Source organism: Streptomyces sp. HUAS MG56 (genome assembly GCF_058673395.1).
Window position 1 is genome coordinate 3,780,401 of the sequence record NZ_CM178722.1, and the last position, 11,877, is coordinate 3,792,277.

13 protein-coding genes and 1 pseudogene are annotated in these 11,877 nt (G+C 73.4%); 7 read left to right on the plus strand and 7 right to left on the minus strand.

What is annotated here, in order from left to right; genetic code table 11:
• Positions 1-59: 59 nt before the first annotated feature.
• Together AC4OXY_RS17925 and AC4OXY_RS17930 are read left to right on the plus strand one after the other, a co-directional pair.
• A complete protein-coding gene (locus tag AC4OXY_RS17925; RefSeq protein ID WP_356030659.1) occupies positions 60-659 on the plus strand; it encodes a hypothetical protein in 600 nt (199 codons plus the stop codon).
• 85 nt (positions 660-744) lie between these two features.
• Positions 745-2,034 (plus strand): MFS transporter, encoded by a 1,290-nt coding sequence (locus AC4OXY_RS17930; RefSeq protein ID WP_362822230.1) that lies wholly within the window; start codon positions 745-747, stop codon positions 2,032-2,034.
• Here AC4OXY_RS17930 and AC4OXY_RS17935 read toward each other — a convergent pair whose 3' ends face one another.
• On the minus strand, positions 2,035-2,268 hold the full coding sequence (locus AC4OXY_RS17935) for a hypothetical protein (protein ID WP_376285022.1): 234 nt from the start codon (positions 2,266-2,268) through the stop codon (positions 2,035-2,037). It abuts the gene before it with no gap.
• Positions 2,269-2,326: 58 nt separating this feature from the next.
• Here AC4OXY_RS17935 and map point away from each other — a divergent pair, with 58 nt between their 5' ends.
• Both map and AC4OXY_RS17945 read left to right on the plus strand, forming a co-directional pair.
• Positions 2,327-3,184 carry a type I methionyl aminopeptidase gene (gene map, locus AC4OXY_RS17940; protein WP_356030655.1) on the plus strand — a complete coding sequence of 286 codons (858 nt, stop codon included), beginning with the start codon at positions 2,327-2,329 and terminating at the stop codon, positions 3,182-3,184.
• Positions 3,185-3,283: 99 nt separating this feature from the next.
• On the plus strand, positions 3,284-3,931 hold the full coding sequence (locus tag AC4OXY_RS17945; protein ID WP_356030653.1) for a biliverdin-producing heme oxygenase: 648 nt from the start codon (positions 3,284-3,286) through the stop codon (positions 3,929-3,931).
• 44 nt (positions 3,932-3,975) lie between these two features.
• On the opposite strand, the gene AC4OXY_RS17950 is transcribed toward AC4OXY_RS17945, so the two are convergent.
• On the minus strand, positions 3,976-4,620 hold the full coding sequence (locus AC4OXY_RS17950) for a PhzF family phenazine biosynthesis protein (RefSeq protein WP_356030652.1): 645 nt from the start codon (positions 4,618-4,620) through the stop codon (positions 3,976-3,978).
• A 47-nt stretch (positions 4,621-4,667) separates the two neighbouring features.
• Between AC4OXY_RS17950 and AC4OXY_RS17955 the strand changes: the two are divergent.
• Both AC4OXY_RS17955 and AC4OXY_RS17960 read left to right on the plus strand, forming a co-directional pair.
• Positions 4,668-4,802 (plus strand): annotated as a pseudogene (locus AC4OXY_RS17955) (iron transporter); the annotation flags it as partial.
• Positions 4,765-5,781, plus strand: coding sequence for an SCO2278 family lipoprotein (locus AC4OXY_RS17960; RefSeq protein WP_491994203.1), 1,017 nt, complete (start codon positions 4,765-4,767; stop codon positions 5,779-5,781). The pseudogene AC4OXY_RS17955 and the gene AC4OXY_RS17960, both read left to right, overlap by 38 nt.
• Positions 5,782-5,808: 27 nt before the next feature.
• Here AC4OXY_RS17960 and AC4OXY_RS17965 read toward each other — a convergent pair whose 3' ends face one another.
• From AC4OXY_RS17965 to AC4OXY_RS17985, 5 genes are all read right to left on the minus strand, one after another.
• Positions 5,809-6,537, minus strand: coding sequence for a bifunctional DNA primase/polymerase (locus AC4OXY_RS17965; protein ID WP_491994204.1), 729 nt, complete (start codon positions 6,535-6,537; stop codon positions 5,809-5,811).
• 140 nt (positions 6,538-6,677) lie between these two features.
• Positions 6,678-7,292, minus strand: a complete 615-nt coding sequence (locus AC4OXY_RS17970) for a TetR/AcrR family transcriptional regulator (protein WP_362822227.1) — start codon at positions 7,290-7,292, stop codon at positions 6,678-6,680.
• A gap of 24 nt (positions 7,293-7,316) precedes the next feature.
• Complete coding sequence (locus AC4OXY_RS17975) at positions 7,317-8,312, minus strand: small ribosomal subunit Rsm22 family protein (protein WP_402062953.1); 996 nt, start codon at positions 8,310-8,312, stop codon at positions 7,317-7,319.
• A 46-nt stretch (positions 8,313-8,358) separates the two neighbouring features.
• On the minus strand, positions 8,359-9,540 hold the full coding sequence (locus AC4OXY_RS17980; protein ID WP_376285036.1) for a serine hydrolase domain-containing protein: 1,182 nt from the start codon (positions 9,538-9,540) through the stop codon (positions 8,359-8,361).
• Positions 9,480-10,775, minus strand: a complete 1,296-nt coding sequence (locus AC4OXY_RS17985; protein WP_376285039.1) for a multidrug effflux MFS transporter — start codon at positions 10,773-10,775, stop codon at positions 9,480-9,482. Before AC4OXY_RS17985 ends, AC4OXY_RS17980 begins: the two co-directional genes overlap by 61 nt.
• 211 nt (positions 10,776-10,986) lie before the next feature.
• Between AC4OXY_RS17985 and AC4OXY_RS17990 the strand changes: the two genes are divergently transcribed.
• A complete protein-coding gene (locus AC4OXY_RS17990) occupies positions 10,987-11,745 on the plus strand; it encodes an SDR family oxidoreductase (RefSeq protein ID WP_376285042.1) in 759 nt (252 codons plus the stop codon).
• The last annotated feature ends 132 nt before the right edge of the window (positions 11,746-11,877 follow it).

Genomic DNA, 11,877 nt, shown 5'->3' on the forward strand with positions numbered 1-11,877 from the left:
GGGCGAATTCCGGGTGAACTCCGGGTCACGAGTGGCCGGTTGCGGCAGGATGCGGTCGCATGGACGCCGTACGGGTCGCGTTGCTGCGGGAAGTGCTCGCCGGGACGGAGTGGCTGGGGGCCACCCGGAGGTTCGCGGGGGCGCTGCGCGGGTCGGTGGTGGCGCACGGGGGCGGGCTGCTGCTGGTCGGCACGCCGGAGTACGAGCCGTGGCATCTGGCGGCGCATCTGGTGGACGAGGCCGCGTGGTCGGGTACGCCGGAGCTGGCGCCGACGCTCGTACGGCACCGGGTGCGCCCCTCGGACCCGCCGCATCTGGCCGTCGGACCGGGCCGCATCGAGGCGGCGGGGCGGGGCGAGACCCTGCTGGTCGTGGCGCCCGAGGAGCCCGCGCCGCTGCTGGAGCGGGTGCACGCGGCCCGGCGGGCCGGGGTGACGGTGCTGGCGCTCGGCGCGGGCGGGGGCGAGCTGGCCGCGATGGCCCACGAGTCGCTGGCGGTACCGCAGGGGGCGGAGCTGGACCTGGACTCGGTGCAGCACCTGGTGAGCGCGGGGGCCGGCGAGAACAGCGCGGGCTCCGCGCGGGTTCAGCGGGGTTTTCGTGACCGGTTGTCGAGGCTGGCGGAGATCCTGACGGCACCGCCGCCGGCCCCTTGGTGACCGCGCGCCGGTGACCTGCGCTTTCGTGGCCCGCGCCCGGAAATCCGGTTGCCCGCAGTGCGCGGCCGACCGAGCATGACCCCTTGTGCCCCGCGACCTTCTCCGTGACCTCCTGCCCGACCTGTCCCCCTGGAAGGCCTCCGCGGACTTCCGGCGGCTGTGGAAATCAGGGCTGATCAGCAACTTCGGCAGCTTTCTGACCTTCGTCGCGCTGCCCGTCCAGCTGAAGGACCTCACCGGTTCCGCGGCGGCGGTGGGCGCGATCGGTGCCGTGGAGCTGCTGCCGCTCATCGTCTGCGGGCTCTACGGCGGCGCCCTCGCCGACGCCCTGGACAAGCGGAAGCTGATCGTGTGGACGGAGGCCGGGCAGGGGCTGCTGAGTGCGGCGCTGCTGGTCGACGCCCTGCTCCCGCACCCCGCGCTCTGGCCGCTGTACGCCGTCGCGGCGCTCTCCGCCGCCCTGGGGTCGGTCCAGCGCCCGGCGCTGGACTCGCTCTGGCCCCGGCTCGTGGCCCACGCCGACCTGCCCGCCGCCGCCTCGCTGAACTCGCTGCGCTGGACGGTCGGCGGAGTCGCCGGACCGGCGGTCGCGGGCGTGGTCGTCGCCTACGCGGGCCTCGGCTGGGCGTACGCCGCCGACGTGCTGACCTTCGCCGTGTCACTGCTGTACATCGTGCGGATCGCCCCGTCCCCCGCCGCCCACGAGGCCTCGAAGCCCTCGCTGAACGCCGTCCTGGAGGGCGCCCGGTACGCGTGGAGCCGCAAGGAGCTCCTCGGCACCTACGCCGTCGACCTCGCGGCGATGTTCCTGGCCATGCCGCTCGCGGTCCTGCCGTTCCTCGCCGACGAGCTGCACGCCGACTGGTCGCTCGGGCTGATGTACGCCGCCCTCCCGGCCGGCTCCCTGCTGGTGAGCCTGACCGGCGGCTGGACCTCCCGGGTGCACCGGCACGGGCTGCTGGTCGTGGTGTCGGCCGCCGGCTGGGGTCTCGCCGTCGCGGCGGCGGGCGCGTGCGGGAACGTCTGGCTGGTGCTGCTGTTCCTGACCGTCGGCGGCGGCTTCGACATGGTCTCCGGGATCTTCCGGGCCGCCCTGTGGAACCAGACGATCCCCGACGAGCTGCGCGGCCGGCTCGCCGGGATCGAGCTGCTGTCCTACTCGGTCGGCCCGCAGCTCGGCCAGGTCCGCGCGGGCTCTCTCGCCGCCTGGGCGGGCGTGCGGACCTCGGTCGTCTCCGGCGGTCTGGCCTGCGCGGGGGCCATGGGGCTGCTCGCCCTGTGCCTGCCGGGGCTCATGACGTACGACGCCCGGACCAACGAGCACTCCGTGCGCATGCGCGAGCGGCGCGCCGCCGCCGGACAGGCCGTGAGCTGATCACTCCTCGTCGGTGTTCCCCCGCGCGGTCGCGTCGTGCCAGCGCGGGTCGTTCTCCCACTGGAGGTTGCGCTCGGCGGCGGTCTCCATCGCCCGCCGGGCCTCCTCGGGCGAGGCGTAGGGCCCGAAGCGGTCCTTGCCCGGGCACTCCGGCCCTTCCTCGACCTTCTTGTGTTCCAGGCAGTAGAACCACTCGCCCGGCTTGCCGACGGTGCGCTTCTTGAACAGGGGCATGGACAGCTCCTCTCGCCACGGACATGTTCCCCCATCTCCGCTCGATAGACTCGCTGGCATGTCTGGCCAGTCGCTGCTCGTACCAGGGGAGCTGTCCCCCACCCGTTCGGTCCCCGGAAACATCCGCCGCCCCGCGTACGTCGGCAAGCCCGCGCCGGCGCCGTACACCGGGCCGGAGGTGCAGACCCCCGAGATCATCGAGGCGATGCGGATCGCCGGCCGCATCGCCGCGCAGGCGATGGAGGAGGCCGCGAAGATCATCGCGCCCGGGGTCACCACGGACCAGCTGGACAAGGTCGCCCACGACTACATGTGCGACCACGGCGCCTACCCGTCCACGCTCGGCTACCGCGGTTTCCCCAAGTCGCTGTGCACGTCGGTCAACGAGGTCATCTGCCACGGCATCCCGGACTCGACGGTCCTGAACGACGGTGACATCGTCAACCTGGACGTGACGGCGTACATCGGCGGGGTGCACGGCGACAACAACGCCACGTACCTGGTCGGGGACGTGGACGAGGAGTCGCGGCTGCTGGTGGAGCGGACCCGCGAGGCCCTGAACCGCGCGATCAAGGCGGTCCGGCCGGGCCGCCAGATCAACGTCATCGGCCGGGTCATCGAGTCCTACGCCAAGCGCTTCGGCTACGGCGTCGTCCGTGACTTCACCGGACACGGGATCAACTCGTCGTTCCACTCCGGCCTGATCATCCCGCACTACGACAGCCCGCACGCGACGACGGTCATGCAGCCCGGCATGACGTTCACGATCGAGCCGATGCTGACGCTGGGCACGTACGAGTACGACCTGTGGGACGACGGCTGGACGGTCGTGACGAAGGACCGCAAGCGGACGGCCCAGTTCGAGCACACGCTGGTGGTGACGGACTCGGGCGCGGAGATCCTGACTCTTCCCTGATCACCGACTTGCCCACTCCGTGCCGGGGTGGGCTTTGTCTTGTAGACTTTTACCGACAAGGTGTCGGCAAAGCTCCGCGGACCATCCAGGGACGGGCTCATGGACTCCTTCTCGGCACTCATCCGGACCGCCTCCCACGCGCAGCACCTGGAGGCGGAGACCTCGACCTTCATGAGCGACCTGCTCGCCGGCAGGCTGGGCGTGGCCGCCTTCGCGCGCTACACCGAGCAGCTGTGGTTCGTGTACGAGGCCCTGGAGCGCGGCGCCGGGCGACTGGCGGCGGACCCGGTGGCGGGGCCGTTCGTGCGGCCCGAGCTGTTCCGGCTGGCCGCGCTGGAGCGGGACCTGGCGCATCTGCGGGGGCCGGGGTGGCGGGCAGGCCTGAGCGCCCTGCCCGCCACGCAGGAGTACGCGGCCCGGGTGCGCGAGTGCGCCGAGCGCTGGCCCGGCGGCTATGTCGCCCACCACTACACCCGCTACCTGGGCGACCTGTCCGGGGGCCAGATCATCCGGGACAGGGCCGAGAAGACGTGGGGCTTCGCGAAGAAGGGTGACGGGGTGCGCTTCTACGTCTTCGAGGCGGTCGCCAACCCGGCCGCGTTCAAGCGGAGTTACCGCGAGCTGCTGGACGCCGTACAGGTCGACGACCTGGAGCGGCAGCGGGTCGTGGCGGAGTGCAGGCGGGCTTTCGCCCTGAACACCGCGGTGTTCAGGGCACTCGGGGACGAGTTCCCGCTGAGCGCCTAGCGTGCCAGGGCCCACGACGCCGGGATGATCCAAACGACACCCCCCTAGCGCTCCAGGAACACCCGGCCGCCGATCTCCACCCAGCCGTGCGGCTGCGGGGCGGTGAGGATCTGGGAGCCCTTGCCCTGGGTGATGTTGAGGGCGCGGCCCAGCCGGTCGGTGAGGAGAAGAGCCGCCGCGCCCGTCGCCTCGTCCTCGTCGATGCCGTCACCGCGCCCGGGGAAGGCGCGGGCGCGGATCCGGCCGGCGGCCTCGTCCTGCCAGGCCCAGGCGTAGAGCCACTCCCCCGGCGGCGGCACGTCCAGGGCGTCCACCTCGGCCGCGGTCGCGTACTGGCGCAGGGTGCGCGGCGGGGCCCACTCGGCGCGGGCCTCGATCCAGCTGAACTCGCCGTCCAGCCGGGCCCCGACGACTCCGGCGGGGGTGACGAGTTCGGGCACGTCGAGCAGCCAGGCGGTGCCGACGCAGGGGTGACCGGCGAAGGGCAGCCGCAGGGTGGGGGTGTAGATGTCGATGACACCGCGCTCGGGGTCGTCCACGAACACGGTCTCGCTGAAGCCGAGCTCGGCCGCCAGCTTCTGCCGGTCGCCGCGCTCGGGCAGCACCGAGCCGTCGCGGACGACACCGAGTGCGTTGCCGTGGCCGCCGTCCGGTCCGCAGAAGACGCGGAGTATGTCGTAGTCAGTCACCCGGGAATTGAAACATCGCGGCCCACGGGGTCGTGACGCGGCTCGGCCAGGTCACGGTGTGGCCGCTGTACCCGGTCCCGGCACTCACGGTGTTCCTCGCCCCGGTAGGGTTCGCCTCCGGGAAGGGGAAGGTGAAGGGACCCGATGAGCAGGGATCGCAGCCCGCGCAGGCTCCGCAGGCGTGCCGGCGACGCACGCGCGGCGGTGCGCCGGGGCGCACTCACGGCGGCCTCGCTGACCGCACTGTCACTGACGGCGAGCGGGTGCGTGGTGGTGCACGGGGAGCGCGAGGTGCTGCCCGCCGCCACCCGCGCCGAGGCCGCCAAGGCGGTCGCCGCGTTCACGACCGCGTACAACAAGGCCGACAAGGCCTACGACAGCTCCCTGGACGCGCCCTACGTCACCGGCCCGTTCGGCGACATCGACGCCGCGCGGCTGAAGGCCGGGCACGTCAACAGCCCCTCGGGCAACGCGGACCACGTGCCGCTGAAGCTGTCGGACGTGAAGATCACCATTCCCGAGAAGGCGGGCTGGCCGCGCTGGTTCCTCGCCGACGCCCGGGGCAACAAGGCGGGCGACGCGCGCTGGCTGCTGGTGTTCACCCGCAGCGGTCTGAACGAGCGCTGGCAGGTGGCGTACCTGACACTGGTCGCGCCGGGCGCCGTACCGCGGTTCACGACGGACAAGGACGGCTGGGCCGAGGCCGTACCGGCCGGCTCGGCCCAACTCGCCGTCGCGCCCGAAGCGTTGAGCGCGGACTTCGCGGCGTACCTCCAGAAGGGCGGGAAGACCTTCGCCGACGGCGCGTACACGAGCGTCGAGCGGGCGAACCGCGCCCAGCGGGCCCGCAAGCCGGGTCTGGTCACGCAGTTCATCGACAAGCCGCTCACGAGCGGCGACTACCAGCCGCTGGCGCTGCGCACGGCGGACGGCGGGGCGCTGGTGTTCTTCTCCTCGCGCCACTACGAGAAGCGGACGGCCGCCGCGGGCACCACGATGCCGCCCGACAACAAGGACGTGCAGGCGCTGACCCAGGGCGAGGTGAACCAGTCCCTGACGCTGGAGTTCATGTCCAACGAGGTCGCCCTGGACCCGGCGGGCAGCGGCGCGGTGTCCCTGCTGGGACGGGTGCCGGGGCTGACGTCGGCGCAGGGCGGATAGCGACCGGAGGACCGGTGGCCGAGCGGCTCAGTGCCGCAGCGGCCAGACGGTGGCCTGGTGCTCGGCGCCCGCGTACCGGGCGCAGGCGTCGGTGAGGGTCTCCAGCAGGCTGAGCGGGTCCGGGAGCGGGTGCTCCGGGCCGCGTGTCCAGTGCACCCGCTGGTCGTCGCCGGGCAGCCGGGCGGGCGGCACGAGCACGTACGACCCCCGGCAGTGCCAGCGCAGGCCGGGGTGCTCGTCCATGGTCTCGGGGTGGCAGTCCAGCTCGCACGGCCACCACTCGTCCTCGTCCTCGGGGGTGCCGCGGGTGAGCGTGAAGAACAGCATGCGGCCGTCGTCGCTCTCGGCGACCGGGCCGACCTCGACGCCGGATCCGAGCAGCCGCTCCAGCGCCTCCCGGCCGGCCCGCAGGGGCACGTCCAGGACGTCGTGGGTCATGCCGGTGGCGGTGATGAAGTTGGCCTGCGGCTGGTGGCGGACCCAGCGCTCGATCTGGGCGCGGTCGGTGGTGGACTGCGTCTGCCAGGCGAACGACACCGGGTGCCGGGCCGGGGTGGGACAGCCGACGCGGTCGCAGGAACAGCGGTAGCCGGGGGCGGGGTGCGCGGCGGGGGCGAGCGGCAGGCCCGCTCTGGCAGCGGCGAGCAGCAGGGCCTCACGGCCGCCGCCGTCGGCGGCCTCCTTCGGCCGGCGTCCGCGCAACCACTGGGAGAGCCTGCCCTGCCGGCCGGACCGGCCGCCGAACGTCGCGCTCATCTATCCCCTCGCCTCGCAGATCGCCTCGCTGGTGTGCCTCGCTGGTGTGCGGACAGCATGCCTTATCGTCCCATCCTCCTCCGCTTCGGGGGGCCGCGGGGCGGATCCGGAGGAACCGGACGAGACGCGCCTCACACGGATCAGCGGGGACTCAGGCCGTACAGGGCGTAGTCGACGAGGGTGTCCGTGTAGGCGTGGGTGATCGGGCCGGTGTGCTGGAGCCAGCGCTGGGCCAGGGGCGAGACGAACAGCTCCAGGGCGATACGGGGATCGACGTCGGCCCGTACCGCCCCGGTGGCCTGCGCGGCCCGCAGCCGGTCGACGTACAGCTGGAGCTGGGGTTCGAGCAGCTTGGCGACGAACTCGCGGCCCAGCGGCTCGTTCACCAGGCCCTCGGCGGCCAGCGCCCGGGCGGGCACCTCGAAGCGCGGGTCGGCCATCTGGTCCACCGTGATCCGCAGCACGGTCTTGAGGTCGGCGGCGAGGTCGCCGGTGTCCGGGATGACGTACGGCGCCTGCCCCGCTTCCTGTGCCGCCTGCATCGAGAGGTCGAGGAACGCCTCCAGCAGCACGGCGGCCTTGGACGGCCACCAGCGGTAGATCGTCTGCTTGCCGACCCCGGCCCGGGCGGCGATCCCCTCGACGGTGGTCTTCGGGTACCCGACGTCGCCGACCAGGGCGAGGGCGGCGGCGTAGATCGCCCGACGGGACTTCTCGCTGCGACGGCTGGCGTCGGGGGCGGGGTTCTTGGCCATGGGACCGACGCTAACAAGCGCCCCTCACTCGTCCGGATCCGCGGGCGGCCAGGGGTCCCCCCACTCCGCGTCCCGCGCCGCCTTGTACAGGTCACCGTGCCGCTTGGTCACCGTCGTACGGTCCAGCCTCCCCTCGGCCTCGCAGAGATCGAGCAGCACCTGCCCCTTGCGGATCTGGGGGCGCCGGACGATCCGGGCGGGGGCCGGCTGCGCGGGCAGGCGGCTCGCGGCGACGTAGGAGAACTTCTCGTCCTCGTACGGCAGGGTGCCGCCCTTGACCTGGCGGTGCAGGGAGGAGCGGCTCACCCGGGCGGAGAAGTGGCACCAGTCCCGGCCGGGCTCGATGGGGCAGGCGGCGCTGTGCGGGCAGGGGGCGACGACGCGCAGCCCGGCCCGGATCAGGCGGTCGCGGGCCTCGATGACGCGGGCGTAGCCGGCCGGGGTGCCGGCCTCCACGATCACCACGGCCTGCGCGGCGGCGGCAGCGGCGTCGACGAGGGCGGCGCGGTCGGGCTCGGCGAGTTCGTTGAGGACGTACGACACCGTGACGAGGTCGGTGTCGTCCAGGGCGAGGTCCGCGCCGATCCGGGCGCGCTGCCAACGGGCGCCCCGCAGGGCCGGGTTGGCGGCGGCGAGCTCGCGACCGAGGGCGAGGGCGGGCTCGGCCCAGTCCAGCACGGTGACGGCGCGCTCGCCGGGCCAGGTCGCGGTGACGGCCCAGGTCGCGGCGCCGGTGCCGCCGCCGACGTCGACATGGCTGCCGGGCGTCCAGTCGGGGGCGGCGTCGGCGAACGCCGCCAGCGCGGAGCGGACGGCCTCGAAGGTGGCGGGCATCCGGTAGGCGGCGTAGGCGGCGACGTCGGCGCGGTCGCGCAGGATCGGGGCGGAGGTGGGGGTGTCGCCCCGGTAGTTGGCGATGAGCCGGTCGACGGCCGCGGCGGCCTGCCGGGGCGGGAGTCCGTCGAGCAGTTCGGCGAGGCTTCGGCGCAGGGCTTCGGCCGGTGGTACGGGGGCGTTCACCCGGCGATTCTACGGCGCCGGCCGACCGCGGAACCTACGGCGGTGCTCAGATGACCGCGCTCGCCAGCCGTGTCGCCAGCGCGGCCCGGGGCCCGCTGTCCGGTGGCCGGCGCCTCGGGTGGACCGTGTTCGCCAGGAGCACCAGGAACGTGTCCGTCGCCGGGTCCAGGACCAGCGATGTACCGGTGAAACCCGTGTGGCCCGCCGCTCCGGCGCCCGCCAGTTCGCCCATGAACCAGGACTGGTCGACGGCGAAGCCCAGTCCGGGCGGGGTCAGCAGCAGTTCGACGAAGTCGGGGCCGAGGATGCGGGCGGGGCCGTAGGAGCCCCCGGCGAGCAGGGTGCGGCAGAAGACCGCCAGGTCGGGGGCGGTCGAGAAGAGGCCCGCGTGGCCGGCGACGCCGCCGAGCGCCCAGGCGTTCTCGTCGTGGACCAGGCCCCGCAGCATCCCCCGCTCCGCCTTGGCCCACGGCCGCCGCTGGTCCTCGGTGGCCGCCGCGCCCGGGCAGGGGCCGAAGCGGGTCGCCGTCATGCCGAGCGGGCGCGTGATGCCGTCCTCGATCAGGACGTTCAGGGTGCGGCCGGTGATGCGCTCCAGCACGGACTGGAGCAGGAGCATGTTCAGGTCCGAGTAGAGGTAGGTGCCCGGCTCGCCCGTCGGGGCCTCGGCCCGCAGCAGCGAGCGGCGGGCGGTGTCGTCCGGGCAGTCGTACAGCGGGAGTTCGGGGCGCAGCCCCGAGGTGTGCGTGAGGAGTTGGCGGACGGTGATGCCGTGGGCGGCCGCGGCGTGGAAGTCGGGCAGGTAGTCGCCGACGCGGGCGTCCATGCCGAGGGTGCCGCGCTCGATCTGCTGCACGGCCGCCACCGAGGTGAACAGCTTGGTGAGGGAGGCCAGATCGAAGGGCGTGTCGACGGTCGCCGGGACCCGGGCCTCGGGCGGCAGTTCGATGCCGGTGTCGGTCTCGGCGTCGTGGCCGGCGTACCGCACCGCCCAGCCCGCGGCCGCGGCGACGGCGATCACGGGTCCGCGGCCGGCGAGGGCGACGGCGCCGGGCGCCCAGGGGCGGTCCCCGTGGGTGAGGGCGTGCAGCTCGCCGATCAGGTGCTCGACGGCGGCCGGGTCGAGCCCGGCCCGTTCCGGCGTGTCGACGCGCAGTCTCGGTGCGCTCAGTGCTCGTCTCCCTCCGACCCCGTACGGGTGTTCCCCCGTGTGTCCCAGGGACGGCACATTCCCACGAAGCAGGCCGCCGCGACCAGTGCTCCGGCCAGTTGGACGAGCGCCATGGGTACGGCGGTGCGTTCTCCGGCGACGCCGACGAGCGGGGAGGCGACCGCGCCGACGAGGAAGGAGGTGGTGCCGAGCAGCGCGGAGGCGGAGCCGGCGGCGTGCCGGGTGCGCAGCAGGGCGAGGGACTGGGCGTTGGGGAGCGTGACGCCCATCGCCGACATCAGGACGAAGAGGGCCGTGGCGATCGGGGCGAGGCCGACGTCGCTGAAGGCGCCCGTCGCCATCAGCAGCAGCGCCGTCGCGGCGAGAATGATCACCGCGAGGCCCGCGCCCAGCACCTTCTCCAGGGCGACCCGGCCGACCAGCACCTTGCCGTTGAGCTGTCCGGCGGCCACCAGACCCACCGAGTTGAGGCCGAACAGCAGGCTGAAGGTCTGCGGGGAGGCGCCGTAGATCTCCTGGACGACGTAGGGGGACGCGGAGATGTAGGCGAACAGCGCGGCGAAGGCGAAGCCGCCGGCCAGCATGTAGCCGGTGAAGGGCAGGTCGGTGAGGAGTGCCCGCATGGCGCGCAGGGCTTCTGCCGCTCCCCCGTCGTGCCGTTCCTCGGGCGGGAGCGTCTCGGGCAGCCGCAGCCAGACGAGCGCGGCGAGCAGTGTGCCCACGACGGTGAGCAGGACGAACACGCCCCGCCAGTCGGTCACCCGGAGGATCTGCCCGCCGATCAGCGGGGCCACGATCGGGGCGACCCCGGAGATGAGCATCAGGGTGGAGAAGAACCGGGCCATGGCGACGCCGTCGTACAGGTCGCGTACGACGGCCCGGGCGATGACGATCCCGGCGGCGCCCGCGAGGCCCTGGGCGAGGCGGAAGGCGACCAGCGTCTCGACGTTCGGTGCGAACCCGCACAGGGCGGTCGCGAGGACGTAGACGGCGAGGCCGGTGAGCAGCGGCCGGCGGCGTCCCCAGCGGTCGCTCATCGGGCCGACGACCAGCTGCCCGAGCGCCATGCCGGCCAGGCACGCGGTGAGCGTGAGCTGGACGGTGGCGGCGGGGGCGTGCAGGGACGTGGTGACCTCGGGCAGCGAGGGCAGGTACATGTCCATCGCCAGCGGGGGTGTCGCGGTGAGGCCGCCCAGGATGAAGGTGACGAGCAGGCCGGTGCGGCGGGCGGCGGCCGAAAGCGGTGCCGGGTGCCCGGTCCGCGATGCGGCCGGTGCCGTGCGCTCGCGCATGTTTCCCTCCCTCTGCGAGACAACCGGCACCCATGCTCTCAGCTCGCACACACTGCCGGGGCACACATGAGCGAGGGCGGAGCCGGCCGGGCCGACGGAACGGAGGGTGGGCCCGGGGGTCCTGGCGATACGGACACCGCACCGGCGCCGGATAGCCGTATGGCGGACATGGCGTTCCGCATGGCGGACTTCCCGCCTACGCTGCGGAGCCATGACTGACAGGCAATCGAAGATCGCGGTGGTGACCGGCGCCGGTTCCGGTATCGGGCGGGCCGTCGCGGTGGAGCTGCTGCGGGCCGGCTGGTCGGTGGCGCTGGCCGGCCGGCGCACCGGGACGCTGGAGGAGACGGCGGCGCTGGTCCCGCAGGGCGGCGCGCTCGCCGTGCGCACCGACGTCTCCCGGCCCGAGGACGTGGACGCGCTGTTCGCGGCGACCGTGGCGCGGTTCGGGCGGGTGGACCTGCTGTTCAACAACGCGGGGACCTTCGGGCCCGGCGGGGTCCCGGTCGAGGAACTCCCCCACGACGCCTGGCGGCACGTCGTGGACACCAACCTCACCGGGGCGTTCCTGTGCGCGCAGGCGGCGTACCGGCGGATGAAGGAGCAGGACCCGCAGGGCGGCCGGATCATCAACAACGGCTCGATCTCCGCGCACACGCCCCGCCCGCACTCGGTGGCCTACACGGCGACCAAGCACGCGCTGACCGGGCTGACCAAGTCGCTGTCGCTGGACGGGCGGCCGTACCGGATCGCGGTCGGGCAGATCGACATCGGCAACGCGGCGACCGACATGACGGCCCGGATGCGGGTCGGCGCGCTGCAGGCGAACGGCGAGACGGTGCCGGAGCCGGTGATGGACGTGGCCGACGTGGCGCGCACGGTGCGGCACATGGCCGAGCTGCCGCTGGAGGCGAACGTGCAGTTCGCGACGGTGCTGGCGACGGCGATGCCGTACGTCGGACGGGGCTGAGACCGCACCGGCCCCCTTTACCACAAACGGAGTTCGAACATCCGCGGTATTGCGGCCGGTCGAGCGCATATGCTCAACTTTCCTCCACGAGAGCTTCACAGTTGGAGCGCGTGGATTCCGCAAGCCATACCG

Coding starts and splice junctions, on each gene's coding strand:
- AC4OXY_RS17945 (WP_356030653.1), top strand. CDS start 3,284: ATGGACTCCTTCTCGGCACTCATCCGGACCGCCTCCCACGCGCAGCAC.
- AC4OXY_RS17960 (WP_491994203.1), top strand. CDS start 4,765: ATGAGCAGGGATCGCAGCCCGCGCAGGCTCCGCAGGCGTGCCGGCGAC.
- AC4OXY_RS17985 (WP_376285039.1), bottom strand. CDS start 10,775: ATGCGCGAGCGCACGGCACCGGCCGCATCGCGGACCGGGCACCCGGCA.
- AC4OXY_RS17965 (WP_491994204.1), bottom strand. CDS start 6,537: ATGAGCGCGACGTTCGGCGGCCGGTCCGGCCGGCAGGGCAGGCTCTCC.
- AC4OXY_RS17970 (WP_362822227.1), bottom strand. CDS start 7,292: ATGGCCAAGAACCCCGCCCCCGACGCCAGCCGTCGCAGCGAGAAGTCC.
- AC4OXY_RS17925 (WP_356030659.1), top strand. CDS start 60: ATGGACGCCGTACGGGTCGCGTTGCTGCGGGAAGTGCTCGCCGGGACG.
- AC4OXY_RS17935 (WP_376285022.1), bottom strand. CDS start 2,268: ATGCCCCTGTTCAAGAAGCGCACCGTCGGCAAGCCGGGCGAGTGGTTC.
- map (WP_356030655.1), top strand. CDS start 2,327: ATGTCTGGCCAGTCGCTGCTCGTACCAGGGGAGCTGTCCCCCACCCGT.
- AC4OXY_RS17990 (WP_376285042.1), top strand. CDS start 10,987: ATGACTGACAGGCAATCGAAGATCGCGGTGGTGACCGGCGCCGGTTCC.